Genomic DNA, 26,808 nt, shown 5'->3' with positions numbered 1-26,808 from the left:
TAATTTATTTCGACTCGCGTATCAGGCGATGTGCTTGCGCATAAACGACGTGGCTCTGGTCACGCACAAAACCAATCAATGTGACATTGGTTTCTTCGGCCAGCTGTATGGCCAGGCTGGTTGGTGCTGAAATCGCCGCCAGGAATCCGATACCCATAGTGGCTGATTTTTGTACCATTTCATAACTGGCACGACTGGTAATCAAGGCTGCACCTTGCGTGAAATCACGCTTGTCGTCAGCCATCGCACCTATCAGCTTATCCAGTGCATTGTGGCGACCCACATCTTCGCGCACCAGGTCAACCGAACCATCCAGATTCAACCATGCCGCAGCATGGGTGGCACCGGTATGCTTTTGCAGCCGTTGTTGTGACTTCATCGCTTTCATGCCGGCATAAATCTGCCGGGCCGAAAACATTGCATGTCCAACCGTAGCCTGCGGATGGCGAATTGCCTGTTCCAGTGTTTCTGCGCCGCACAAACCACAACCGGTACGTCCGGTCATATTGCGACGTTTGTCTTTCAGTGTGACAAAGCGTTCCGTCGCGATACGCATTTGTACCTGTATGCCTTCGCAACCAGGTACAACTTCGCAATCGTATAGTTCGGACTTGTCTTTCAGTATGCCTTCACTCAGCGAAAAGCCGAGTGCAAAATCTTCCAGGTCGTATGGCGAAGCAAGCATGACGGCATGCGAAATCCCGTTGTATTCCAACGCGATTGGCACTTCTTCTGCGACGTCATCTTCGCAGATGGTGTGCCGGTCCGCATCCCATTTTTCTACCGGGACGCGAACCAGTGCCGTACGTTCGTCGTCAGTGCTTGCATTCATCACACAGACCTTTAAGGTTTAGTCAGCTTACTTCGATGTGGACAACTCCGAGCCACGTGGAATCATCTTCTCAGCGGCAAAACTTTCTTGCTCGCGGTTGAAGCGATTATACGAGCGTTGCCATTCCGAAGGTTGGGCCACCGGCATTACTTGCACCGCGGTAACTTTGTACTCTGGGCAGTTGGTCGCCCAGTCGGACGAGTTGGTCGTAATCACGTTAGCGCCCGATTCCGGGAAGTGGAACGTGGTGTAGACGACGCCAGGCTGGATACGCTCGGTGATGTCTGCACGCAATACCGTTTGACCGGCACGCGATTCGATACCAACCCAATCGTCCTGCTTGATGCCGCGTTCTTCCGCATCGTGTGGATGGACTTCCAGGCGATCTTCGCTGTGCCACATATTGTTGAAGGTACGACGGGTTTGTGCACCAACGTTGTACTGCGACAAAATACGACCGGTGGTCAGGATCAATGGGAATTTCTTATTGACCTTCTCGCCAGCACCGAAGTACTTGGTATTGATGAAGCGACCTTTACCGCGCACGAATTCTTCGGTGTGCATGGTTGGGGTACCTTCTGGCGCTTCCGCGTTGCAAGGCCACTGGATGCTGCCGCCCAATTCGTCGATACGCTTGAAGCTGACGCCGGTGAAGGTCGGGGTCAGGGCAGCGATCTCATCCATGATTTCACGTGGATGTTTGTAGTTCATTGGATAACCGAGTGCGTTCGACAGCATTTGGGTGACTTCCCAGTCGCCGTAGCCCGATTTCGGTGGCATCACTTTGCGTACGCGCGAGATGCGACGTTCTGCATTGGTGAAGGTACCGTCTTTTTCCAGGAAGGACGAACCTGGCAGGAAGACGTGCGCGTATTTTGCTGTTTCGTTCAGGAAGATATCCTGAACGATGATGCATTCCATGGCTTCCAGAGCAGCGGTAACGTGCTGAGTATTCGGATCGGACTGAACAATGTCTTCACCTTCGCAGTACAGACCCATGAAGGTGCCGTCCATCGCTGCATCGAACATATTAGGAATACGCAGGCCTGGTTCGGATTCCAGTGTGCAACCCCATACTGCTTCGAATTCAGCACGTGCGACCGAGTCAGAAACGTGACGATAGCCTGGCAGTTCGTGCGGGAAAGAACCCATATCGCAAGAACCTTGCACGTTGTTTTGACCGCGCAATGGGTTCACGCCGACGCCGTCACGACCGATATTGCCGGTTGCCATCGCCAGGTTGGCGATACCGATAACAGTGGTCGAACCTTGTGCGTGCTCGGTAACGCCGAGACCGTAATAGATCGCTGCATTGCCGCCGGTAGCGAACAAACGTGCTGCGCCACGGATGTCAGCAGCCGGTACACCGGATACTTCTTCCATTGCTTCTGGTGAGTTTTCCGGCAACGAAACGAATTCTGCCCATTCTTCGAACGAGTCAACTTCGCAGCGTGCTGCGATGAAGTCAGGTTTGTGCAGGTTTTCGGTGATGATGACGTGCGCCAGCGCGTTGACGATAGCAACGTTGCTGCCTGGTTTCAGTTTCAGGTGGTAGTCAGCCTGGATGTGTGGCGACTTAACCATTTCAGTGGTACGTGGATCGACAACGATCAGCTTCGCGCCCTGACGGATGCGGCGTTTCATTTGCGATGCAAATACCGGATGGCCGGATGCAGGGTTCGCACCGATGATCAGGATGACGTCAGACTTCATCACCGATTCAAAGGTTTGCGTACCAGCGGATTCCCCCATCGTTACTTTCAAGCCGTAACCGGTAGGCGAGTGGCAAACGCGGGCGCAGGTATCAACGTTGTTGTTACCGAATGCAGCACGAACCAGCTTCTGGACCAGGTAGCCTTCTTCGTTGGTGCAACGCGAAGAAACCAGGCCGCCGATCGAATCCTTGCCGTATTTAGCCTGGATGCGTTTCAGTTCGGAAGCAGCGTAGTTGATCGCTTCGTCCCACGATACTTCTTTCCATGGGTCGGTGATTTTGCTGCGGATCATCGGTTTCAACATGCGGTCTTTATGCGTTGCATAGCCCCATGCGAAGCGGCCTTTGACGCAAGCGTGACCCTGGTTGGCCTGACCGTTCGGGTTAGGTACCATGCGAACAACTTCATTACCTTTCATCTCGGCCTTGAACGAGCAACCAACGCCGCAGTATGCGCAGGTGGTTACTTTGCTGTGTTCTGCCTGGCCCATCATGATGACGGTTTTTTCGGTCAGCGTTGCAGTTGGGCATGCGTCTACGCAAGCGCCGCAGGATACGCATTCCGAATCGATGAAGTCTTCTTTTTGACCAGCCGAAACGCGCGAGGTGAAGCCGCGGCCGTCGATGGTCAGAGCGAATGTACCCTGGGTTTCTTCGCAAGCGCGGACGCAGCGGTTACACACGATACATTTCGATGCATCGTAGGTGAAGTAAGGATTGGATTCGTCTTTTTCCAGTTTCAGATGGTTGCTGCCATCGTAGCCGTAACGTACGTCGCGCAGGCCGACTACACCAGCCATGTCTTGCAGTTCGCAGTTGCCGTTGGTCGGGCAGGTCAGGCAGTCCAGCGGGTGATCCGAGATGTACAGTTCCATCACGCCACGGCGGATGTCTGCCAGCTTGGGAGTTTGTGTTTTGACTTTCATGCCGGCTTCGGCAGGAGTCGTACACGATGCCGGGTAGCCGCGACGGCCTTCGATTTCGACCAGGCACAGACGGCAGGAACCGAAAGATTCCAGGCTGTCGGTGGCACACAGCTTAGGTACGTTGATGCCGTACTCAGCTGCTGCACGCATGACGGAAGTGCCTTGCGGCACGGTGATGGCAACGCCATCGATTTCCAGGGAGATCATGACTTCGGACGTGCTTTTTTTCGTGCCGTAGTCGATACCGTTAAGTTGATTCATTTTTCGCTCCAGTTTCTAAGCTTAGGCTGCTGATTTAAGCTGCGTTTGCCAATGTTTTTTGATCGCCGAAATCTTCTGGGAAATGGTTCAGGGCAGACAACACCGGGAATGGTGTCATGTTGCCCATCGCGCACAGCGATCCCGTTACCATCACATCGCACAAATCACGCAGCAGGTGGATTTGCTGTGGCCGATTCTGGTTAGCGATGATTTTGTCCATAACTTCTACACCACGTGTCGAACCAATCCGGCACGGGGTGCACTTGCCGCACGATTCTTCTGCACAGAAGTGCATAGCGTAACGTGCTTGTTTGGCCATATCGACGGTATCGTCGAAGGCGACCAAGCCACCATGGCCTACGGTAGAGGCAACAGCAGCGAATGCTTCATAGTCAAACGGTGTATCGAACAGCGACTCAGGCATGTAGGCACCGAGCGGGCCGCCCACCTGTACTGCACGGATAGGACGACCGGATTCAGAACCGCCGCCAAAGTCGTACAGCAATTCGCGCAGGGTCACGCCGAACGCTTTTTCTACCAGGCCGCCGTATTTCAGGTTGCCGGCCAGTTGCATAGGCAAGGTACCGCGCGAGCGACCCATACCGTAGTTTTTGTAGAATTCTGCGCCGCGTGACATGATCAGTGGTACAGCCGACAGCGAAATGACGTTATTAATAACGGTAGGCTGGCCGAACAGGCCTTGCAGCGCCGGCAGTGGTGGTTTGGCGCGAACCATACCGCGTTTGCCTTCGATACTTTCCAGCATCGCGGTTTCTTCGCCGCAGACGTAAGCACCAGCAGCTTTACGTACTTGCAGGTTGAATGTGCGACCGGAGCCGAGGATGTTTTCACCGAGGTAGCCAGCTTTGTTGGCAGCGACGATGGCTTCGTTCAGATTGGCGATCGAATGCGGGTATTCGGAGCGCACATAGATATAGCCTTCGGTTGCTTTCACGGCCAGACCAGCGATGGTCATACCTTCGATCAGCATGAATGGATCATCTTCCATCACCATACGATCGGAGAAAGTACCGGAGTCGCCTTCATCGGCATTACAGGCGATGTACTTTTGCGGGGCTTCTGCGCCGAGTACGGTTTTCCATTTGATGCCGGTAGGGAAAGCTGCGCCGCCGCGACCACGCAGGCCGGAATCGGTCACTTGCTGCACGATCGCAGCAGGTTCCATCGCAATCGCATTTTTCAGGCCGACATAGCCTTCATGTGCCAGGTAGTCGTCCAGCGAAACCGGATCGGTCACGCCTACACGTACGAATTGCAGGCGTTCCTGTTTCTTCAGGTAAGGAATTTCTTCGGTCAGGCCGAGTGCTTTCGGATGGCTGCCACCAGTGGTGAAGCCGGCGTCGAACAGGCCCGCCACTTCGTGCTCTTCGATCGGGCCGAAAGCGATACGGCCGGCATCGGTTGCAACTTCAACCAGTGGCTCGAGCCAGAACATGCCGCGTGAACCGTTACGCACCAGCTTGATATCGATACCGCGAGCTTTGGCTTCACGGGCGATCGCTGCCGCGGTTTCATTGGCGCCGAGCGCCAGGGCGGTCGAGTCGCGTGGAACAAATATGGTTACGGTCATTGCACACCTCGCTTGGCCTGGATCAGGCTATTGAATTTTTCCTTGGAGACGCGGGCATACAGATCGTCATCGATCTGGATTGCCGGGCCGCTCGCGCATTGGCCGAGGCAGTACACGGTTTGCAAGGTAAATTTGTTATCGTCAGTGGTGCCGTGGAAATCACAGCCCAGTAATTCTTTCGCATGGTCAGCCAGCGCCTCGCAACCGCGTGCCTGGCAAGCTTCGGCGCGGCAGATTTGCACGACGTGTTCGCCGACCGGGTGTTGACGGAAGAAGTGGTAGTAGGTGATCACGCCATGCACTTCCGCGCGCGAAATGTTCAAACCTTCAGCGATCGCAGGAACGATGCTAGGCGGGATGTAACCGACTACGCCCTGGATGTCGTGTAGGATAGGCAAAAGCGCGCCAGGTGTAGCTTTGCGCTGTGCAATAATGGCCTCGACCGCGGCCAAATCGAATGGGGTTTGGGTGTTCACTTAGAGTCTCCTGCTAGCGACACCGATGGCAATACCGCATGCCGCGAGGTCGTGAAATCGAACGAAACCATACTGCTTCCTTGTTAAAAATTATCTTGTATATATGCTTTTAATAGCATATAGTTTGCGGGCGCACCTTTGCAACATGTGAAAGGTAGCACTCGTAAACAGTCGCTTCAATAGGCTATCTTTTGCATAACCTGAAAAGAGGCGTAAACGCTACATAGGCGGTATGACGTATGTTTAAAGTTGTCATTAATCCCCACTGGGAAATTACCCACACCAACGACGCGCCGCTGGATACTGCGGTTTTGCTCAATCTCTTGATGTCGATCCAGAAAACCGGATCTATCTCGAAGGCTGCGCGCCTGGTCGACTTGTCATATCGCTATTCATGGGGCCTGTTGCGCGAGGCGGAAAAGCTTTTCGGTACGGCTTTGTTAAATACCGATCGTGGTCGCGGGACAACATTGACGCCCTTGGCGGAAAAGCTGATCTGGGCTGATCGCCGGATTCGTGCGCGCCTGTCCCCCACCCTGGAAAGCCTGGCTTCCGAGCTGGAAAGCGAAATCGGCAAGACCATCGTCGGTAAAACCAAGCCGATCCGGCTCGATGCCAGCCATGGTTTTGCGGTCGATGCCTTGTTACATCAATTGACCGAAGCGAACTTGCCGGTCGATTTGCGTTATCGCAACAGCACCGATGCTGTTGCCGCTTTGTCACGTAATGAATGTGACCTGGCCGGTTTCCACGTTCCGCTCGGTGAATTCGAGAAAAAGGCGGTGGAGCGCTACACACAATGGCTCAACCCACGCGAACATTGCCTGATCCATCTTGCGGTACGTACCCAGGGTATGTTTGTGGCACCCGGCAATCCGAAAGGCATACAAACCCTGCAAGACCTGACACGGCCCGGCGTACGCTTCGTCAATCGCCAAATCGGTTCAGGTACGCGGATGTTGCTGGAACTGATGCTGGCCGGCGCGAATATCTCGCCCTTCGATATTGAAGGCTACCAAAGTAATGAATTTACCCATTCGGCGGTTGCTGCTTATATAGCAAGCGGAATGGCGGATGTCGGGGTCGGCGTGCAAACAGCCGCACATCGCTTTAGCCTGGATTTCATACCCTTGATACGGGAGCGCTACTTCCTCGCCCTGCCGCTGTCCATCATGGATGACCCGCTGATCCAGCTGGTCATAGACGTGGTGCAATCGGGCTACTTCCGTAAAGTGATTAATGGACTTGCCGGTTACGACTCAGGCGACACCGGCAAGATCCTGTTGCTGTCGGAAGCTTTCGGACATACGAAAGTCCCGGCCAGCTGAACATTGCTATTTAAGAATAGCGATACCCTTGATCTGCGCAAACACCTGGCTGCCGGGTGCCAGGCGCATTGCTTCGCATGATTTGCGGGTAATGCGCGCCAGCAGGCGGGTACCATTTGCATCCAGCCCTATCATCACTTGTCCCGGTGCATCGTCAGAAAGCTCGGTCACGGTCGCGGCAACAATATTCAAAATACTGCTATCGCGCTGAGGTGTCAGGCTGAGGCTGACGTCACGTGCCTGTATCCGTATGCGTAGTTGCTGGCCGATGGTGGCTGCCTGCTGTGGCAATAACAATTGGCCACCAGAGAACTCGGTTGAGGTCAGGTGGAATGCGGCATCGTGTGTTGCCACCGTCGCGACCACCAATGCGCTGGCCGTATCGCCATGCGCAAAGTTGAGATCCAGGCGTGTCATCAAATCGCTGGTGGCGCCGTGTGCAATGACTTTGCCGCTTTCCAGCAAGACCAGGTGATCGGCCAGGCGCGCCACTTCGTCAGACGAGTGGCTGACATAAATCACCGGAATATCCAGCTCATCATGCAGCCTTTCCAGGTAAGGCATGATCTCTTCCTTGCGCTTGCTGTCGAGCGCGGCCAGCGGCTCATCCATTAACAGGATGCGCGGACTGGTTGCCAGGGCACGCGCAATGGCCACGCGCTGGCGTTCGCCGCCGGACAATTTATCCGGATTGCGTTGTAGCAGGTGGCCGATATCCAGCAAGGCTACCGCATGCTCTAGCGATACCTGGTGCGTGCTGGCAGGAACCCGACGCCTGCCGTATTCCAGGTTACGCTGGACGCTCAGGTGCTGGAACAGGCTGGCTTCCTGGAATACATAGCCGAGCGGGCGTTTGTAAGTCGGCAGGAAGATATCGCGTTCATCGTCCTGCCACACTTCACCATTGACTTCCAGATAGGAGCCGGCAAAGCGCTCCAGGCCGGTCATCGCCCGCAGGCAGGTCGTTTTGCCGGAGCCGGACGGACCGAACAAAGCGGTCACGCCACGGCCGGGCAAGCTCAGGTCGACATCAAGTTTGAACGCACTGTAATTGATATTGAAACGTGCACGGATATCGCTCATTTGCGCCGCCCGGTCGGATTCAATGTGTACAGTATGATCAGCACCAGCATCGAGAACACCAACATACCGGCTGCGAGCCAATGTGCCTGTGCATACTCAAGTGCTTCAACGTGGTCGTAAATTTGTACAGAAATCATGCGTGTCTGATTCGGGATATTGCCGCCTATCATGAGCACCACACCGAACTCACCTACCGTGTGCGCAAAGCCCATCACGATAGCGGTCAGGTAACCGGGTTTAGCCAATGGCAGGGTGACACTGAAAAAAGTATCGAGTGGCGACGCGCGCAAGGTGGCGGCCACTTCGAGCGGGCGATCACCCATAGCCTCAAAAGCGTTCTGGATAGGTTGTACAACGAAGGGCATCGAGTAAAAAACCGAACCGACAACCAGACCGGTAAAACTGAATGGCAAGGTGCCGAAGCCCATAGCCTGAGTCAGTTGTCCGATGGGGCCGTTGGGGCCCAGCGTCACCAGCAGGTAAAAGCCGATGACGGTAGGCGGCAGCACGATAGGCAGCGCAACAATCGCGCCTATCGGGCCTTTCAACCAGGAACGTGTGCGCGCCAGCCACCACGCCAGGGGCGTGCCAATCAAGAGCAGAATGATTGTGGTGAGGCTGGCGAGCTTGAGGGTCAGGACAATCGCACCGATATTAGGATCGGTGAACAATTGATACCTCTCTTACAGATCGTAACCGTAGCTACGGATGATTGCTTTAACTGGCTCTGTTTTCAGGTAGTTGACGAATTCAGCAGCAGCTTTATTGTCTTTACCTTTGTTCAGGATGACAGCGTCCTGGCGAATCGGATTGTGCAGGTTGGCAGGAACGATCCAGGCCGAACCGCTTTTGATTTTGCCGCCTTCAAATACCTGGGACAGAGCGACGAAGCCGAGTTCGGCATTGCCGGTGGAGATGAAGGTGAAGGTTTGGCCGATGCTTTCGCCTTGGACAAATTTCGCTTGCAGGCTGTCATACACGCCCAGTTTCTTCATCGCTTCTTCTGCAGCCAGACCGTAAGGAGCCAGCTTCGGAGTTGCCAGGGCGATATGGGCAAAGTTGCCTTTTTTCAGTACTTCACCTTTGGCATCAACGAAGTCTGGCTTGGCTGACCACAGCACCAGTTTGCCGGTTGCGTAAGTGAAACGCGAACCAGGCACGATGCCGTTTTCTTTTTCCAGCTTGATTGGTGTTTCATCATCAGCCGCGAGGAACACATCGTATGGCGCACCATTGGTGATCTGCGCGTAGAACTTGCCGGTAGCACCGAACGAAGGCGTCACTTTGTGGCCGGTTGCTTTTTCAAAATCAGCCGCGATGACTTTCATCGGTGCGGTGAAGTTGGCGGCAACAGCTACTTGCACTTCTTCTGCCGAAACAGAAGCGGAGATACCGAGGGCGAGGAGACCGGACAGGAGTGAGTACGAGAGTTTTTTCATGGTGATGAGTAAAACGAGTTAAAAAACCTTTTAGGCGGGTACCGCCAGAATGATGTGCGACGCCTTAATCAATGCGGTGGCTTGCACACCCTCTTTCAAACCGAGTACTTTCACGCTTTCATTGGTAATGATCGAAGCGACGGTTTTGCCACCCGGCAGCTCGATCACAACCTCTGCATTCACTGCACCTTCCTGGCAACGGACGACGGTGCCGGTCAGGGAATTGCGTGCACTGGTTCTAAAATTTGTTTCTACTGTCAGGATGATCCATTGCGCCTTAACCAGCGCATAGGCTTCAGAGCCGACTTCCAGCGCCAAATGATCGGCGCTGTCGTTAGTGATAATGGCGGCAAGTTTTGCACCGTTGCCAATATCGAGTGTTACTTCCGCGTTGACCGCGCCTTTTTTGACGGCGGTAACGGTACCTAGGAATTGATTACGTGCACTGGTTTGCATATCGAATCTCCGGCTCATTGTGTAGTACTGGTCAAAGTCATCCATAGTGCGGCCTATAGTTGCCGGCACTGCGGCCCATTCCTGCTCCAATCGGCGGTAGGTTGCAACGACCCGTCGGCCATATTCGGTCAGACAGGTGCCACCACCGGTACTGCCGCCCGGCTGGCGTATCACCAGCGGTTCGTGCGACAGGTTGTTCACCGATTCTACAGCTTGCCAGGCGGCTTTATAGCTCATTCCCATCGCAGTGGCGGCGGCGGAAATTGACCCGGAGGCGTCGATTCTTTCCAGTAATTCCAAATGATCCCAGCGCTTACCTCGCGGCTTGGACAAACCTTCCAGTTTAATAATGGATGAAGTTGTCTTGCTCATAACAGGCTATATCTTTAAAAAATGATGAAGGGCTGTTCAGCAAAAGTCGCTATAAAAGTTGGCATCAAAGTAGGTACAAAGATTGGTATCATACACGATATAACTTTTAACGACATAACGAGAACAGGGTGAAGTACTGCCATTCTATTTGTGTATCGTGAATTCCGGTCGCCTATTGCACATATTGGCAGCAGGGGCATTCGGGAAAATCGCGTTTTAGCGGATAAGATGAAACCAGCGTTGCCCTTTTTCCCCGCTGTCATTACTTCATGACATTACTTATGTCATCACTCACTACAGGCTATCCCGATGTTTGTACGTCAGCTTGATTATCTCGTCACCCTCGCCCGGGAAAAACACTTTGCCCGCGCTGCGGAAATTTGCTGTGTGTCACAACCGGCCCTGTCGGCGGCGGTAAGGAATCTGGAAACCGAGCTGGGGATTGCCATCGTGCAGCGCGGCCAGCGTTTCCAGGGGTTCACGCCGGAAGGTGAGCGCATCCTGGATTGGGCGCGCCAGACCCTGGCAGCACTGGAAGGTCTGAAGCAGGAAGCGTCGATGTCACGCATCAAGCTGACCGGTACCCTGCGGCTCGGCGCAATTCCGACCACCATGCCGATCGTATCGCTGCTGACCGGACAGTGTCGTGCGCAACACGCGGACCTGCGGCAACTGGTGTTGTCACTGAGCACGGAGGAAATCATGCGCCGGCTCGATGACTTTGAGCTGGATGTCGGCCTGACTTATCTGGAAGATCAGCGCCTGAATGGTTTCCATGTACAACCTTTATATCGCGAACGTTATATGTTGCTGGCGCGTGAAGGCACCATGCTGGATGGCAAGGCGGAAATCAGCTGGGAAGAAGCGGCCGAGTTTCCGCTGTGCCTGCTGACATCACATATGCAGAACCGTCGTATCGTTGATGCCGCCTTCCGCCGTGCCGAGGTGCATCCGAATGTGGTGGTCGAAACCGATTCCGTATTCGCGTTATATTCACACGTGCGACACGCGAACCTATTCAGCGTGGTGCCGCATAGTTTGCTGTGCCTGTTTGAATTGCGTGATGAAATGGTCGCGATTCCGATCGTGCCCGAGTTAAGCCGTTCGATAGGATTAATCTCACTTGATCATGATCCGTGTTCGCCTATCGTCGTGGCGGCACGCAATATTGCCGAGAAGATCAATCTGCAGGCCCAATTCGATGCATACATAAGTGGCGGCTATCAGCCCATCACATCAAACGATTAGACCGCAAAAAACTTACTCCCTAAGATGACTGCGCTGGACATACATCTTGATGTCCGCTTGCAGAAGAAAAAGAGAATTCAGCTACCGCCAGCAATTTTCGATTCGGTGTAGCCAGCAATTTTATGCAACCAATCTTATGGAGAAGTAACATGGCAAAAGTATTATGTGTTTTGTACGATGATCCAGTCAACGGTTACCCGAAGACTTATGCGCGTGACGACGTAGCGCAACCATCGATCTATCCTGACGGCCAAACTCTGCCGACACCAAAAGGTATCGACTTCAAACCAGGCACCTTGCTGGGTAGCGTATCGGGCGAACTCGGCCTGCGTAAATACCTGGAATCGAATGGCCATACCCTGGTTGTTACATCCAGCAAAGACGGCGCAGACAGCGTCCTCGACAAAGAACTGCACGATGCAGAGATCATCATCTCGCAACCATTCTGGCCTGCATACATGACAGCAGAACGCATCGCCAAAGCTAAAAAACTGAAGATGATCGTGACAGCCGGTATCGGTTCCGATCACACCGATCTGGAAGCAGCAAACAAGCACAACATCACCGTCGCCGAAGTGACATATTGCAACAGCCACAGCGTTGCAGAACACGTCGTCATGATGATCCTGTCGCAAGTGCGTAACTACATCCCTTCGTACAAACAAGTAATCGACGGTGGCTGGAACATCGCTGACTGCGTAGAACGTTCCTACGATCTGGAAGCAATGAGCGTGGGTACTGTCGCTGCCGGCCGTATCGGTCTGCGCGTACTGCGTCTGTTGAAACCATTTGACGTCAAGCTGCACTACATGGATCGTCACCGTCTGCCGGAAGCAGTTGAAAAAGAACTGAACCTGACTTACCACAGCACGCTCGACAGCCTGACCAAAGTGTGTGACGTAGTGACCTTGAACTGCCCGCTGCATCCAGAAACAGAGCACATGATCAACGAAAAAACCTTGAAAAACTTCAAGCGTGGTTCGTACATCATCAACACGGCACGCGGCAAACTGTGCGATCGCGACGCAATCGTCGATGCACTGAAGAGCGGTCAACTGGCAGGTTACGCCGGCGACGTCTGGTTCCCACAACCAGCGCCAAAAGACCATCCATGGCGCACCATGCCGCACCACGGCATGACACCACACATTTCCGGCACCAGCCTGACAGCGCAAACACGCTACGCAGCAGGTACCCGCGAAATCCTGGAATGCTACTTTGAAGGTCGTCCTATCCGTGATGAATACCTGATCGTTCAAGGCGGCAAACTGGCAGGCGTCGGCGCTCACTCCTACAGTGACGGTAACGCAACCAAAGGTTCGGAAGAAGCTGCGAAATTCAAAGTAGCGTAATTCTGAATCGGCAAGCCAGCAGATGACCGGATCTGCTGACTGCCAAAAATTACTAGTGCCGACGTGCAGTGCTGACGTCGGCATTTTTTTCATTAGAGATGCCTTTGCCCGTGCCACTGTGCCTACAGGCATCTATTAGCCAAGGTCCCGCATGTCCAATCCTATCAAGAAGTTCTTTACCAGCAGCATGGCGCTGCCACCCCAACCTACATTCACCAACGTTATGCTGTCCGGCCTCGGTGGTTTCATTGCGATCAGTGTCATCGCACTGGCAGCGGACTACACGCAGGCGATCCTGATCCTCGGATCATTCGGTGCGTCGTGCGTGATTGTTTTTGCATTGCCCGATACGCCGTTGGCGCAACCGCGCAATGTCATCGCCGGCCATTTCCTGAGCAGTTTGTCAGGTTTGTTTTATCTGTATGTATTTGGTCAACACTGGTGGGCTCTGGCGCTGGCCGTCGCGACCGCCATTATCGTGATGATGGCTTTTCGTGTCGTACATCCACCTGCCGGTTCAAATCCGGTGATTGTATTTCTCGGGATGCCAGGCTGGAATTTTTTGATCTTCCCGACACTTATAGGTGCTTGCATACTGGTGCTGGTTGCGATGTTCTACAACAATATCGTACGCAAGAATAAGTATCCGAAGTATTGGTAAGCAGTAGTGAGTGGCTGATCTGATGTCGTATGTAATGGCATCAGATCAGATGAAAGAATAGATGCAATGCGGGGTTTGCTTACATCGCAAAACGCTCGCCCAACTGGCTGAGCGATTGCATCAGTTGTTCACTGGTTTTGGATGTCGCTTCATCAATCGCGACCTTGACGATGCGCAAGGTACGTTGTTCCGCTTCGAACGCAGAAGTCTCGCATCCTTCAATGACGCCTTCTATCGGTTGCAGGTTTTCTTTATGCCAGACGCGATAGGTACCGCCCCATTCTCCAAATGAGAAGCCCCATGTCTGTTCGGTTGCCGTTACCGAGATAACGTACCCTTTGTATTCAAGCAAAGCCACGATATTTGTCCTGTTAAAGATACAACTGGATATGCCAGGGTGCCGACTCATTCATTGCATTTTCAGATGCAATGGTCGAAAACCCAAGGCAATAACGGGGTCGGTAATTTGCGTGGAAAATTGTGCCGGAAGGGTATGTATTTTGCAGAGCGAGCAAAACCGATTTCGTTATGCTCACAAGGATATAGCGTTAACATACATAACGCAAGTATTTACAGGCCTTTCCTTGTGATGCATCAAGGAAGATTAGCCGAAATGTCGCATGGTTGCAGCAGCATTATTGCTAAGCAAAACGAGCAAGTAGATAGCAAGACGCTATGAGCTGGCAATTTGCTGCAGAGCCCCTTATTTCGGTGGGGTCTTTGCAGCCTTGCCCTTGGCGGCCGGAGGCGGTGTGGTGGACAGCAATTTGCTGAAGACGGCAAAGTCGCTGCTGATGGCTTTGGATGCCTTGCGCTCCATCGCGCGATAGCGTTCGACGACACCGCGCCCGAAGTCGGTAACCTGGGCACCACCACCACCGCTACCGCCGGTGCTGGTTACTACCAATGGTTCGATGAAGGATGCATTGGTGGTTTCCACCAAAGTCCATGCGCGGCGGTAAGACATATTCATTTCCCTGCCGGCGGCAGAGATCGAGCCGGTGCGTTCGATTGCATCGATCAGGTCGGCGCGCCCCGGCCCCATGGCGGTCAATTCGCCCATCAATACGCGTACACGTGGTTGGGGGGCATTGGATTTTTTAGTCTGGCTTTTCGGCATGGCTTGGACTCTTTAATGGATGGCGTATTTTCGCCCAGATTTGATCTGAATATACAGGCTATGTGGATAGATTTTCTTGGTTTCTTAACAATCATGCGGGCCGTAATATCATCATAAATACAACGCTTGGCACGATTGCATTATGTAGTTAATAGTTATATCGATTAGAATCTGGCGCCGGATGCAGGACGACCTTGCATCGCGGAGAACCAGATTTCCTCGTGCGGCACGCCCACGCGTACATTGCCGCCTTCCTTTGATTAGCCATGAAAATCCAAACAAATACACCATATATCGCCCGTCGCGCTACGGGCATGACGGTGCTGGCGCTTGCTGTTGCCAGCGTCTTTTTACCTGCCCATGCTGAAGACAAGGCCGCCGTACTCGAGGCAGTTGATGTCGTCGCTACAGGCGCTCCAGCCTATAAAACAGAAACGGCAAATATCGGGCCACTGGGTGAAAAGAGCGTCCTTGATACGCCTTACGCAATTAACGTCATTCCGGCCGAACTGCTGGAGAACCAGCAATTGAAAAGTGTGCGCGAAGCTTTCCGCTACATGCCTTCGGTGCAAGGTGAAAACATACGCCCGCAAACGCGTGGCTTGCAAGCAGGTGTGGTGCAAAACACCCGCATCGACGGCATGAACATCGCGGCTACGACCGATTACCCGATAGAGCAATTCGATCGCATCGAGGTTCTGAACGGCCTCGCCGGTGCTTTATACGGACCTGCCAGCCCGGCCGGTACCTTCAACTATGTATTGAAGCGCCCTACTGAAACCCCATTGCGTCGCTTCTCGGTCGGTTATGCCAGCCAGGGTTCAGGCTCGGTTACCGCCGATATCAGTGATCGCTTTGGCGAAGACAAGCGCTTCGGCTTCCGCGTCAATTTGCTGGATGAAGGCGGTGAAAGCTATGTCGATCGCAGCAAGCTGGATCGCAAGCTGGCGAGCCTGGCGTTTGATGTGCAACTGACGAGTGATACCAAGCTGGAAACCAATGTCAGCCGCTACCATTACACGAGCAAGGGTTTGCCGGGTACGTTTGAGCTGGGTACCGGTGTGGTGTATCCGACTGCGCCGGATCCAAAACGCGTAGGCTATGGCCAGCCATTTGCCGGCGATGACAATGTCACCGAAACTTACAGTGCACGCATCAAGCACAGGCTGAATCAAAACTGGAACCTGACGGCAGGCATACTGAAGCAAAGCAGCGATCGTGCTTCGACCGTACCGACCAATACTTTGACGAATAATGCTGGTGCTTACAGCGTAAAAGTGGCTACCACTACCTTTAGCCTGGATGAAATCCTCAGCTATACGCTTGCCTTGAACGGCCGTGTAAATGCCGCAGGCATGACACATGATGTGGTGGTATCGACGACGGGATTTGAATGGGACAGGTATACACCGTACACCACGGGTGCCATTACGTTGGGCACTTCCAATCTGAACAATCCGACGGTCTTCAATCAACCGGGTAACATTCCCAATTTCAAAAACCGGTACAAGGCACAAACCACGCGTCAACAAGCGATTACCGTAGGTGACACCATCGGTTTCAATGAACAATGGTCGGCCGGCCTGTTCCTGAGCCAGAGCTGGATAGATCAATACGGTAGCAATCCAAATGGTACCGTGGCACCTGCCAAGTCATACAACGATGGCGGTCTCAGCAGCAACGCGACTATTTCATATAAACCGCAAAAGAATATGACGGTCTATGCGTCGTATGCGGATAGCTTGCAGCAAGGCGATACCTCAGGCGCGATAACCCTGGCACCGTATCGCAGCAAGCAATGGGAACTGGGTTACAAGCTTGCCTATGAAAAGCTGAACTTCGGTGCCGCCTTATTCCAGATTGAACGTCCGTTTGCGTTTGCTCCTGCGGGTGGCGTATTTGCAGTACAGGGTGACCAACGTAACCGTGGGCTGGAGCTGACGGCGAACGGTGCCCTGACGCGTGACCTTACGTTGTACGCCGGCCTGACTTACCTGGATCCGCGTTTGTTGAATACCGCTAGTGCGACACCGACGAACAAGCAGATCATGGGCTTGCCGCGCATCGCCGGCAATATCCTGCTCGACTATCGCATCGCAGCAGTGCCGGGACTTGCAGTTAACCTGAATGTCAGCCACCTCGGCAGCCGCGAAGGCAACAGTGCCAATACATACAAGGTGGATGGTTATACCGTGGCCGACCTCGGTGCGCGTTACTCGACCTTGTTGATGGGACGTCCTACAACCTGGCGCATAGCTATTAATAACGTTACCGATGAACGCTACTGGGCCAACATCACACCTAGCGGCCAGAACGGATATACCGGCACTGGTGCCGGCACCGGAACACTGGGTGCGCCACGCACCATACGTGCCACCATGCAAATGGATTTCTAATTTACTGAAAGCGGAACATGAAGAAACAATTCAATTTTCCTGTCCTCGCGCTACCGCTGATTTTGCTTGGTACATGCGCCTGGGCAGATACGCCGGCACCTGCGCCTTCAGCGGCGCCAATCAAAGTGCTGGCAGCGGGCAGCCTGACCGGTGCGATGACGGCCCTTGCGCAACTCTATACGCAGCAGACCGGACAAAAGATAGATGCGCAATTCGGACCTGCGGGTTTGCTGCGTGAACGCATACAGAATGGCGAGCAGGCCGACATCTTCGCATCGGCCAATATGGAACACCCGCAGGCATTGGCGGACCAGGGCTGGGCTACCCAGCCGGTGGTGATGTTGCGCAATCGCCTGTGTGCAAAGGCTTTGCCGGAATACAAACTGACTACAAAGAACTTACTGGATCGCTTGCTTGATCCAAAAGTCGGCCTCGGTACTTCAACGCCTAAAGCAGATCCGGGCGGCGATTATGCATGGCAGATGTTTGCCAAGGCAGAGAAACTGCGTCCGGGTGCGCAAGCCATACTCGAAGCGAAAGCGCAACAATTGGTAGGCGGTAAAGATAATCCACCGGTGCCTGCCGGCGTGAATGCTATGGAATACGCTTTTGCACAAAAGAAGGTACAGATATCGCTAGGCTATTGCAGTTCGCGTTCGACCTCACCAGATCCGAAATTCAGTAGCGTGCCATTGCCGGCCGCCTTGGCCATTACGCCCAGCTATGGTTTATCGGTCATCACCCGTGAACAAAAGTCGCACGATGCAGCTTACCGCTTCGCACTTTTCCTGCTGAGTCCGCAGGCGCAAAAATTGATTGCGCAATATGGCTTTACGCCAGTCACGGTGCCCGCCGATAATTGATTCCGCGGGAACACAATAAAAAAGCGCGCCCTGGGTAATCAGGCGCGCTTTTTATATGATGTTGCCGGAACTTCAGGCCAATGCTTCCTTGGCTGCTTCTTCCGGCGTCAAGCCATCATAAAACAGGTCGGTGAACCATTCGATCTGTTCTTCAATATGGTCTTGTGCTTCTGCGACGGTGGCACCGCCGGCCACCAGGAAGCCCTCGACTTCTATGCACCAGTTAATCAGTGCGAGTGTTTCCGGGTCCAGTTCTTCTTTCTTGGCCATGATCCTGTCTTCCATATATTCAGTGATGCTGACAGTGTCACATGACAGCGCAGATAGTGGAAGCAGGATTTTTCACGTTCAGGTGCTTACAGGGATTCCAGGAAGCGCAGCAAGGCGCTGCGATCTTCGGTCGACATTGCGCGCACGGCTTCTTTCGAGAAATTGCCTTCACCACCATGCCACATGATGGCTTCCAGCAAGGTGCGGGCACGACCATCATGCAGGTAACCGGCATCCGGATTGACCTTGTGCGTCAGGCCTATGCCCCATAGCGGCGGTGTGCGCCATTCCCTGCCGGTCGCCAGATAATCGCTGCGGCCATCGGCCAGGCCGGGACCCATATCGTGCAACAGCAAATCCGTATATGGCCGTATCAATTGATTGGACAGTGCCGGCAAAGCTGCATCAGGGCGGGTGCGGAGTGGTGAGGCATGGCAAGCGATGCAGCGCGCCTGGACGAACAAACGGCTGCCCTGGATGACTTGCTTGTCATTCACGTCGCGTCGTGCCGGTACCGCCAGCATGCGCTGGTAAAACACCGTTGCATATAGTTCGGCGCGTGTCAGCTCGGGTTCGCCACCGGATGGCGCACGCTGGCATGCAGTTTGTACCTTGGTGCAGTTTTCCTGCGGTAGCAGTGGGGAAGTAATACCAAGGTCACCGGAGAATGCGTTTGCAATTTGCTCGGTCAGCGTCGCGACATTCGCCTTCATGCCGAAGCGCCCTATCGCTTCTTTCTGCGCCATCGCATCCCAGACGATATTCACGCGCCCGGCGATGCCATCAGGCTTGGTTTGTTTTGCCAGCGCCAGTATGGTGTCGTCGCTCACTGCTTCCAGCAAACCGAGGCCGTAGATTACCGGGCCTACGCGTGGCGATACCATGACATCGGCACCGAGTGCACCGTAAGCCATTTCCTTGAAATGAATATTGGCTTTGCGCAGTGAGACCTTGCTGCCGTCCGCCAGTGTTTCGACGTGTTCGTCATAGATCAGGAAGCCGATGCCTTCACCGGGTACGCCAGGCACGCCCCGTTCGTTCAATTGATCGCCATACGCCGGATGCGGTTTCGGACCGCCATGCGGATTGCTGCCCGGTATGCTCAGGCGCAAGAGCATCGCTTGCATGCTGCCATCAGGGCCATCAGGTGCGCCGCCACGGCCATTCTTTGCGTGACAGGCAATGCAGGAAATACGGTTGTATAAGGGACCGAGTCCGGCCGCCCTGTCATTCGCCGGTGCGACTACCCAGGATTGGCGAAACAGGCCGCGGCCTTGTATGAATGCCGCCATATTGTCCGGATCCATCACCGGACTGGCTTGCGAGTATGCTTCACGGCTGTCGTCAAAGACGGTGCCGCTGCCGCCGCTCAGTGCTTTGGTATCTACGCTGGCGGCACCACTCAACAATAAGGCTAGCGGCAATATGCCGAGATAGCCGGCTACACGTCCGAATTTCACCGTGCGCTCGCCTGCTTGGCCGTTGCGTTCAGTACTTCCTGTGCGAGTTGCTCTGCACGTTCACGGTTTTGTCGGATGCGTGTAGTCCATTGCGCTGTGACTGCATCATTGCGGTGGACATCCGTCGTTTCATCGAAAGCGAAAACAAACTGTGGCGCGAGCGCAGTGGCTTCCGCTTCGCTTACGGGTATCGTATCGAGCAGGCTGCGTGCCTGTGCCGCCCTGGCCTTGAGTTCGGTATTGTTGGCAGCACGTTCTGCCTGTATGACTTTATCGTTGGCTTGACGCAGGCGTGCATGTTCATTGCTGATCAGTACATCGAACAAGGTATTGTTGAAGCCCTGGCGTGCCAATGCGCGTTCGGTATCAAATACAAAAGGCATCGCCTTGGCCGCTTCGAATGGATCGAAGTAGCCGGCTGGTTTGCCTGCATATACGGCCGGGCGAACCGGCAGTTTACGGATGTCGTGGTGGAACAGGATTTTTTGTCCTTCATCTGATAATACGAAGGTGGCAAAGGCACGCGCGGCAGCCGGATTTGGCGCGCCTTTCATGATGCCTACATGTGCCGGTGAATAGCCGGTAATGCCGGGATAGATAAACTGGAGCGGCGCGCCATTGGCAATCGCCGATTTGATGAAGAAGTCGATAGACACGCCGACACTGGCTTGGCCGTTACGGACGTCATCGGAAATATTTGCACCGCCTTGGCCCAATAAGCGCGCATTGCTGCCTATGGATTGCAGCAGGGCCCAACCTTTATCCCAGCCATATCCTTGCAGAATGATATCGATCAGTATCGGTGCAAAGCCGACTTTGCCGGGGACCGGGAACACAATCTCATCTTGCCATTCCGGGCCGGTCAGGTCGGTCCATTGTTTAGGTTGCGGTAATTTTTTGTCTTGCAGGCGCTGCGGATTGATCGCAAAGCCATAACCTGCAATTTCACTTGCGAGATAGAAGCCGGCAGGATCGGAGATCGGAAAGCCGCCGACTTTGGCAGGCAGGCCGGTCATATCCAGATCGGGACGGCGGAATGCACCCTCTTTGGCGAGGATTTGAAAATTGCGTTGTGCCGGTGTCCAGTAGACATCGACATCGCCTTGATTCGGTTTGCGCAAGTAAGACAACGCATCACCGGAACGACGCCAGAGTATTTCGACGCGGGTACCGGGATGCGCTTTTTCAAAAGCAGCTTCGAAACGCGCCACCACTTCTTCCGGATAGCTGGTCATGACCACGACCTTGCCAGCGGGTTTATCTGCTGCCAATGCCGGTACTGAAACCAGGACAGAGGCAAAGCTGAAGATCGCAGCAGCGAGCAGCTTACGGAGAGAAAGTGATGTGCGTAGCATAGTGAAACTCTTAGAAACGGTAGTTCATGTTAGCGAAGAAATTACGGCCTTCTTCATAATAGCCTTCGGAGTACGCATAGTTGCGATCCAGCAAGTTGTTGACGCCTGCTTCCAGCGTAACGTCTTTTTGCAGCGTGTAGCTGAGCTTGGCGTTGACCATGCTGAAGCCGTTCGCAATACGTGTGCCGGTGTCATTGCTGTAGCGTTTGGAATTGTATTCCGCACTACCGATCACATTCATACTAGGAGTTGCCGCCCATTTCGCATAGGTGAACAGTTTGTGTGCCGGTGCATCGGTCAGGAATTTCGAATCAGATTTGTTTTTCCGGTCGAGGTAGGTGTAATTGCCACCCAGTTCCAGCGTATTGGTAACTGCAGCGGTCAGGCCGAGTTCGATACCCTTGCTTGCAACCTTGCCGATGTTTTGCATTTGATTACAGGCTTTCCCTGCATTCTTGCTATCCGGACAGACTGTGCCGGCCACGATATTCGATTGCATCATGTCGGTGATATCGCTATAAAAAATGGCAGCATCGACCCGCACTTTCGAATTCAGTTTTTCCGAAATGCCCAACTGATAGTTGATCGCACGTTCTACGCTCAGATCCGGATTTGGAATGGCGGTGCCCAGGCCACCCGAGTAACGTTGCTTGATCGTCGGGAAGCGCGATTTGCGTGCGATGGTGAAGTAGGCATTGCCGGTTTCCGAGGTGTGATAAATCAAACCTGCCTGTGGATTGAAGGCGGACGAATCCTTGACCGGGAATTCATACAGGCCGCGTGTCTTGTCCCATTTTTGCGCGATCTCTTCCTTGCGCTTGTCGTAGCTGGCACCCACGATCAAATCCAGCTTGTTCGTGAGCTTATGCGTATCCTCGATACCAATCGAAGTGGTGCGGTCTTCCGAGCGTTGCTCAGGTTCGCCAAGGTTGTGTTCCTTGTGGAAGTCCTTCTTCACATGCAGCGAGACCTTCAGTGTATTCACATCGGATATTTTGGTGCCGAGTTCCACACTACCGCCATAGGTATGGTCGTCATAGAAGCTGCGGAATGCATAGCCCTTTGTGACGCTGGTGTAAGTTGCGTCGTCATATGAGGTCAGGCGATTCGTGAACTTGTCGTAGTAGAGACGGGTTTTGATGTATGAATTCTGGCCGATTGCCGTATTGGAAATGAAATACAGGCTTTCCTTATCCCATGCCGGCCATTGCCAGTATCGGGCGGTATCAACCTTGCCACTATAAGGTGGACTGCCTTTTTCACCTTTTTGGTTGATGTAATTCAGCGCGTATTCATCAGTTGCATTCGGCGTCAGGCCAACCTTGATGTTGAGCTTTTTATCGGTGCTGTAGGAATTGCGCCTTTCGCGGTCAGGTTGCTCGGTGACAGGACGGAAATCACGTGACAATGTGTAGGCATCCCGATCCAGATAGGACAAACCAAGTTGGGCGTACCACAAACCCTGATTGGTCCCGAGATTGACATTGGTGCTCTTGCCATTGCTATTGAATTTGTCGTTGCTGCGCACACCGACACCGATGTTGCCTTCGAATGCTTTTACCGGGCGACGTGTTACCAGGTTGATTGCACCTCCTATGGTATTGGAGCCATAGAGTACAGAGCTGAATCCTTTGGCAACTTCAATGGTGGATAAATCGTAAGTCGTGAAGCGCGACATATCGACGTTGCCGTCATAAGGAACATAGATAGGAATACCATCGATGAACACCGGGACCTGACGGCTATCGAAGCCTCGTACTGTCACCATGCGTTCATTGCGTTGACCGCCACCTGTAGTGGTGACACCCGGCAGCAAGTCGAGCGCATCGACCAGGGTGTCGCGATTGAAATCATCCAGATCTTCGCGGGTGACGGAGCCGCCACCTACGGCCGGAGCCTTGGAGCCGGTACCGGCTACATTGATTTCACCGAGCTTAAATACATTGGATTCATTGGCAGGTTCTGCAGCGAAGCTGCTACCGAACGCCAGCAGCAAGGACGCTGCGATGGTGGTACGAGACAACGGGTATTTCATCTTACTCCCTCTACTATTTTATGGCCTCGCTGACTGCCACGTTGTAGCGAATCAGGAATAACGACCTTTTTTAAAAAAGCGAGAGTATATACGTTATGCATCTAAACGACATAATGATTTAACGGAAAATTAACGGCGTTTGATGACTATTTGCCACAATTTGCGTGCTGGTATGGCAGGTTTAAGGAAAGTCTTGTTGCGCAAAGAGTCGGGTCAAATTGTCGCTATGCGCGGCCAAATTGTCGCGCCGCCAAATTTATGTGCATCCGCAACAAACCTTATGAATCAATAGCTTGTATTGATTCAGGCAACTGGCATGTCGATTGCCTATAGATCCGGGCCTGGTGAAGAAGCTTCGCCGCAGACGGTGCATGAGCGCCGTCAAAAACGCCTCGTAACACGGTGATGTTACGAACAAGATCAAATGAGGAGATTTACATGCTCGATTTTTTTGCTAAAGATAAAAGTGTCGCCGGTCCCGGCTTCAATCGTTGGATGGTGCCGCCGGCTGCATTGGCTGTCCATCTTTGTATCGGACAGGCCTACGCATTCAGCGTATTCAATGGCCCCTTATCCAAACTGATAGGTATCGATAGCCCGGCCCCGGATGACTGGAAGTTGACCACGCTGGGCTGGATCTTCAGCCTCGCGATTGTTTTCCTCGGCCTGGCGGCTGCTTTCGGCGGTAAATGGCTGGAAAAAGTCGGCCCGCGCCTGACCATGTTTGTTGCGGCTTGCTGCTTCGGCGGTGGCTTCCTGATTTCTGCGATCGGTGTGTCATTGCACCAGATCTGGCTGGTTTACCTGGGTTATGGCGTGATCGGTGGTATCGGCCTCGGCCTCGGTTATGTTTCACCGGTCTCAACGCTGATCAAATGGTTCCCGGATCGTCGCGGCATGGCGACCGGCATGGCGATCATGGGTTTTGGCGGCGGCGCGATGATAGGCGCGCCACTCTCGGTCTACCTGATGGATCATTTCAAGACCGCGACCTCGGTCGGCGTGACAGAAACGTTCATCGTGATGGGCGTGCTTTACTTCATTTCGATGGCGATCGGCGCGTTGGCGATCCGTATTCCGCCACCTGACTGGAAGCCGGCCGGCTGGGTGCCACCGGTGGTTGAAAACAAGATGATTACCAAACATCACGTGGACATCGAGCAAGCGATGAAAACGCCGCAATTCTATTTGTTGTGGCTGGTCTTGTGCCTGAACGTGACGGCCGGTATCGGCGTGTTGGGCCAGGCATCGGTGATGATCCAGGAAACCTTCAAGGACACGGTATCGGTTGCTGCAGCAGCAGGTTTCGTCGGCTTGCTGAGTGTATTCAATATGGGTGGTCGCTTCTTCTGGTCGTCGGCTTCCGATTATCTCGGCCGCAAGCGTACCTACTTCATCTTCTTTACAGTTGGCATCATCCTGTATTCGTGCATCCCATATACCGGTCACAGCGGCAGCGTGGCCTTGTTCGTCATCTTCTACGGCATCATCGTCAGCATGTACGGCGGTGGTTTCTCGACGGTGCCGGTTTACCTGGCCGATCTGTTCGGCACCAAGTTTGTCGGCGCGATCCACGGTCGTTTGTTGACCGCATGGTCGGCGGCCGGCGTGTTGGGCCCTGTGCTGGTTAATTACATTCGTCAATACCAGATTGACCAGGGCGTCGCCAAAGGTGAAGCATACGCAGTCACCATGTACATCATGGCCGGCCTGTTGCTGGTTGGCTTCGTCTGCAATATGTTGATCAAGCCGGTGGATGCAAAACACTATATGCGTGACGATGCCGCCAAAGCCGACAAGCCTGTGCTTGGCGGCAACGCACAAGTTGCCAGCGCGGCCTAAGCCTTGCGCAATAGACGATTAGGAGAAAGATATGAATGCCAAGACATCCGTTAGCAGCAAACAAAGCAGTCCTGTAGTGATCGCAATATTCTGGGCTTACGTCACGATACCGTTGGTATGGGGTGTGTGGTCCACGCTGCAAAAGGCGATGGCACTGTTCCATTAAGGTCATTAGTTGCCAACAAAAGCGAGGTACTCATATGTACCTCGCTTTTTTCTGTCTTATCGTCGCCTCGCCGGCCCGGGGGCTAGACGCACACTGCAGGATGGGCAATTATGGGTTATAAGAAAACGTTATCCATAGTTCGTGGCTTATCCCGCATAAAATTGATTATGAGTGCTGCAACCCCCGTCAACAATCCAGAAGAGCCCTTCGTCGAAGCATTCGGCGGCTGGCAAGAACGTTCCATCCTGATCGTGGACGATGAGCCGGGCATGCGCAGCTTTTTGCAACGCACGCTGGTTGGCCGTTGCAGTCGTGTTGAAACGGTGGAGTCGGTAGAGGCTGCCAACGTGTTGCTGGACCAGCATCATTTTGACCTGATCATCCTGGATAACTCACTGCCTGGTAAATCCGGTGTCGACTGGTTGCAGGAAATCCGCGAGCTGGGTTTGCATAATGACGTGGTGTTGATCACGGCATTTGCCGACCTGGAAACGGCCATCCGCGCCTTGCGTGCCGGTGCTGCCGATTTCCTGCTCAAACCTTTCCGCGTCAATCAGATCTTGAGCGCGATAGGACGTTGCTTCGACCGCGCGCATCTGAGGCGGGAAAATTTTATCTTGCGGCGTGAACTGGATACCCATGTCGACCTGGCTGGTGTCGATGGCCTGATCGGCGCTTCGGCTGCCTTGCAACCGATACGTGAAGCCATCAAGCGGCTGGCAACAGTACCCAGTACGGTACTGATAACTGGTGAGTCAGGCACAGGGAAAGAAATCGCAGCCCGTGCGATGCACAATCTCAGCAATCGTTCCGCCAACCATTTTGTTCCGGTCAATTGCGGTGCGGTTGCCCCGGAAATCATCGAAAGCGAATTGTTCGGCCACGTCAAAGGTGCATTCAGCGGCGCGGCATCATCGCGTGAAGGCTTGTTCTTTTATGCACAAGGCGGCACCCTCTTCCTCGATGAAGTCGCAGAGTTGCCGCTGGCGATGCAAGTCAAACTGTTGCGTGTGCTGGAAGAAAAAAGAATACGCCCGGTCGGTGCGGAACGCGAAATACCGGTCGACGTGCGTGTCATTGCCGCGACCAATCGGAATGTAGAAGAAGCCGTGCAGGAAGGCCGTTTCCGGCAGGACCTGTACTACCGTTTGAATGTCGTGCAACTACATATGCCGCCGCTGCGTGAGCGTACTGAAGACATCCCGGCGTTGGCAGAGTACTTCGTGCGGCAATTGGCGCAGCAATTGGGTGTGGCCGCGAAAAAACCGGACAGCGCACTGTTCGCTTCCTTGGCTTCATACAGCTGGCCGGGCAATGTGCGTGAGTTGCGCAATTTGATAGAGCGTTGGTTGATACTCGGGAATATTTCCGACGTCACAGCTGCCAACACGACGCCCGGTACGACGACGAATAGTGACGTCACGCTGGAAGCGGTAGAGAAACAACACATCCTGAAAATACTGGCCGAAGTCGATGGCAATAAGACCGAGGCCGGACGTCGCCTCGGGATTTCACGCAAGACCCTCGAGCGCAAGTGCGCCGAGTGGGGCGTATAAAAGCGA

The 26,808-nt window shown here is 53.8% G+C and carries 23 protein-coding genes; 9 read left to right on the top strand and 14 right to left on the bottom strand.

The window, feature by feature from the left end; translation table 11 throughout:
* Positions 1-4 precede the first annotated feature (4 nt).
* The 4 genes from fdhD to ACFQPC_RS12310 are packed head-to-tail and all read right to left on the bottom strand — an operon-like array spanning position 5 to position 5,800.
* Positions 5-832: a formate dehydrogenase accessory sulfurtransferase FdhD gene (gene fdhD, locus ACFQPC_RS12325; protein WP_382272236.1), complete on the bottom strand. Its 828-nt coding sequence runs from the start codon at positions 830-832 to the stop codon at positions 5-7.
* Positions 833-859: 27 nt separating this feature from the next.
* On the bottom strand, positions 860-3,733 hold the full coding sequence (fdhF, locus tag ACFQPC_RS12320) for a formate dehydrogenase subunit alpha (RefSeq protein WP_382272235.1): 2,874 nt from the start codon (positions 3,731-3,733) through the stop codon (positions 860-862).
* Positions 3,734-3,767: 34 nt separating this feature from the next.
* Positions 3,768-5,324 carry a formate dehydrogenase beta subunit gene (locus ACFQPC_RS12315; RefSeq protein WP_382272234.1) on the bottom strand — a complete coding sequence of 519 codons (1,557 nt, stop codon included), beginning with the start codon at positions 5,322-5,324 and terminating at the stop codon, positions 3,768-3,770.
* Positions 5,321-5,800, bottom strand: a complete 480-nt coding sequence (locus tag ACFQPC_RS12310) for a formate dehydrogenase subunit gamma (protein WP_382272233.1) — start codon at positions 5,798-5,800, stop codon at positions 5,321-5,323. Before ACFQPC_RS12310 ends, ACFQPC_RS12315 begins: the two co-directional genes overlap by 4 nt.
* A 239-nt stretch (positions 5,801-6,039) precedes the next feature.
* Here ACFQPC_RS12310 and ACFQPC_RS12305 point away from each other — a divergent pair, with 239 nt between their 5' ends.
* Positions 6,040-7,128, top strand: a complete 1,089-nt coding sequence (locus tag ACFQPC_RS12305) for a substrate-binding domain-containing protein (RefSeq protein ID WP_382272232.1) — start codon at positions 6,040-6,042, stop codon at positions 7,126-7,128.
* 6 nt (positions 7,129-7,134) lie between these two features.
* Here the strand turns inward: ACFQPC_RS12305 and modC are convergent, their stop codons facing one another.
* Genes modC through ACFQPC_RS12285 form a run of 4 tightly spaced genes read right to left on the bottom strand, consistent with a single transcriptional unit; the run spans position 7,135 to position 10,478 of the window.
* Entirely contained in the window at positions 7,135-8,211 is a 1,077-nt protein-coding gene (modC, locus tag ACFQPC_RS12300; RefSeq protein WP_382272231.1) for a molybdenum ABC transporter ATP-binding protein, read from the bottom strand.
* Positions 8,208-8,882 (bottom strand): molybdate ABC transporter permease subunit, encoded by a 675-nt coding sequence (modB, locus tag ACFQPC_RS12295; RefSeq protein WP_382272230.1) that lies wholly within the window; start codon positions 8,880-8,882, stop codon positions 8,208-8,210. The genes modC and modB overlap by 4 nt, the downstream gene beginning before the upstream one ends.
* 12 nt (positions 8,883-8,894) lie before the next feature.
* Entirely contained in the window at positions 8,895-9,650 is a 756-nt protein-coding gene (gene modA / locus ACFQPC_RS12290; protein ID WP_382272229.1) for a molybdate ABC transporter substrate-binding protein, read from the bottom strand.
* 30 nt (positions 9,651-9,680) lie between these two features.
* Positions 9,681-10,478, bottom strand: coding sequence for a TOBE domain-containing protein (locus ACFQPC_RS12285; protein ID WP_382272228.1), 798 nt, complete (start codon positions 10,476-10,478; stop codon positions 9,681-9,683).
* Between the two features lie 309 nt (positions 10,479-10,787).
* Between ACFQPC_RS12285 and ACFQPC_RS12280 the strand changes: the two genes are divergently transcribed.
* The 3 genes from ACFQPC_RS12280 (at position 10,788) to ACFQPC_RS12270 (ending at position 13,739) form a co-directional block, all read left to right on the top strand.
* Positions 10,788-11,726, top strand: a complete 939-nt coding sequence (locus tag ACFQPC_RS12280; protein ID WP_382272227.1) for a LysR family transcriptional regulator — start codon at positions 10,788-10,790, stop codon at positions 11,724-11,726.
* 149 nt (positions 11,727-11,875) lie between these two features.
* Positions 11,876-13,078 carry an NAD-dependent formate dehydrogenase gene (locus ACFQPC_RS12275; RefSeq protein ID WP_382272226.1) on the top strand — a complete coding sequence of 401 codons (1,203 nt, stop codon included), beginning with the start codon at positions 11,876-11,878 and terminating at the stop codon, positions 13,076-13,078.
* A 151-nt stretch (positions 13,079-13,229) separates the two neighbouring features.
* The gene (locus tag ACFQPC_RS12270; protein ID WP_382272225.1) at positions 13,230-13,739 is read left to right on the top strand and encodes an HPP family protein; all 510 of its coding nucleotides are present in this window, start codon (positions 13,230-13,232) and stop codon (positions 13,737-13,739) included.
* A 79-nt stretch (positions 13,740-13,818) separates the two neighbouring features.
* Here the strand turns inward: ACFQPC_RS12270 and ACFQPC_RS12265 are convergent, their stop codons facing one another.
* Both ACFQPC_RS12265 and ACFQPC_RS12260 read right to left on the bottom strand, forming a co-directional pair.
* The gene (locus ACFQPC_RS12265; protein WP_012081498.1) at positions 13,819-14,097 is read right to left on the bottom strand and encodes a hypothetical protein; all 279 of its coding nucleotides are present in this window, start codon (positions 14,095-14,097) and stop codon (positions 13,819-13,821) included.
* A 345-nt stretch (positions 14,098-14,442) separates the two neighbouring features.
* Entirely contained in the window at positions 14,443-14,859 is a 417-nt protein-coding gene (locus tag ACFQPC_RS12260; RefSeq protein ID WP_382272224.1) for a winged helix-turn-helix domain-containing protein, read from the bottom strand.
* 266 nt (positions 14,860-15,125) lie between these two features.
* On the opposite strand from ACFQPC_RS12260, the gene ACFQPC_RS12255 reads away from it, so the two are divergent.
* A complete protein-coding gene (locus ACFQPC_RS12255; protein WP_382272223.1) occupies positions 15,126-17,255 on the top strand; it encodes a TonB-dependent receptor in 2,130 nt (709 codons plus the stop codon).
* 17 nt (positions 17,256-17,272) lie between these two features.
* Positions 17,273-18,118: a molybdate ABC transporter substrate-binding protein gene (modA, locus tag ACFQPC_RS12250; RefSeq protein ID WP_382272222.1), complete on the top strand. Its 846-nt coding sequence runs from the start codon at positions 17,273-17,275 to the stop codon at positions 18,116-18,118.
* Between the two features lie 72 nt (positions 18,119-18,190).
* Here modA (ACFQPC_RS12250) and ACFQPC_RS12245 read toward each other — a convergent pair whose 3' ends face one another.
* From ACFQPC_RS12245 to ACFQPC_RS12230, 4 genes are all read right to left on the bottom strand, one after another.
* Positions 18,191-18,388 (bottom strand): hypothetical protein, encoded by a 198-nt coding sequence (locus tag ACFQPC_RS12245; protein ID WP_041297232.1) that lies wholly within the window; start codon positions 18,386-18,388, stop codon positions 18,191-18,193.
* Between the two features lie 86 nt (positions 18,389-18,474).
* Positions 18,475-19,848, bottom strand: a complete 1,374-nt coding sequence (locus ACFQPC_RS12240) for a di-heme oxidoreductase family protein (RefSeq protein WP_382272221.1) — start codon at positions 19,846-19,848, stop codon at positions 18,475-18,477.
* Positions 19,845-21,203 carry an ABC transporter substrate-binding protein gene (locus ACFQPC_RS12235; RefSeq protein WP_382272220.1) on the bottom strand — a complete coding sequence of 453 codons (1,359 nt, stop codon included), beginning with the start codon at positions 21,201-21,203 and terminating at the stop codon, positions 19,845-19,847. The genes ACFQPC_RS12240 and ACFQPC_RS12235 overlap by 4 nt, the downstream gene beginning before the upstream one ends.
* Before the next feature lie 10 nt (positions 21,204-21,213).
* On the bottom strand, positions 21,214-23,238 hold the full coding sequence (locus tag ACFQPC_RS12230) for a TonB-dependent receptor plug domain-containing protein (protein WP_382272219.1): 2,025 nt from the start codon (positions 23,236-23,238) through the stop codon (positions 21,214-21,216).
* A gap of 438 nt (positions 23,239-23,676) precedes the next feature.
* Between ACFQPC_RS12230 and ACFQPC_RS12225 the strand changes: the two genes are divergently transcribed.
* The 3 genes from ACFQPC_RS12225 to ACFQPC_RS12215 all read left to right on the top strand — a co-directional run bounded on the left by ACFQPC_RS12225 (position 23,677) and on the right by ACFQPC_RS12215 (position 26,802).
* Positions 23,677-25,080 carry an L-lactate MFS transporter gene (locus ACFQPC_RS12225; RefSeq protein WP_382272218.1) on the top strand — a complete coding sequence of 468 codons (1,404 nt, stop codon included), beginning with the start codon at positions 23,677-23,679 and terminating at the stop codon, positions 25,078-25,080.
* 31 nt (positions 25,081-25,111) lie between these two features.
* Positions 25,112-25,246 (top strand): MFS transporter small subunit, encoded by a 135-nt coding sequence (locus ACFQPC_RS12220; RefSeq protein ID WP_382272217.1) that lies wholly within the window; start codon positions 25,112-25,114, stop codon positions 25,244-25,246.
* Between the two features lie 167 nt (positions 25,247-25,413).
* Positions 25,414-26,802, top strand: a complete 1,389-nt coding sequence (locus ACFQPC_RS12215; RefSeq protein ID WP_382272216.1) for a sigma-54-dependent transcriptional regulator — start codon at positions 25,414-25,416, stop codon at positions 26,800-26,802.
* Positions 26,803-26,808 lie beyond the last annotated feature (6 nt).

The organism is Herminiimonas glaciei (assembly GCF_042664955.1).
GTDB lineage: Bacteria > Pseudomonadota > Gammaproteobacteria > Burkholderiales > Burkholderiaceae_D > Oxalicibacterium > Oxalicibacterium glaciei.
This window is presented reverse-complemented; position numbering and strand designations above follow the sequence as displayed.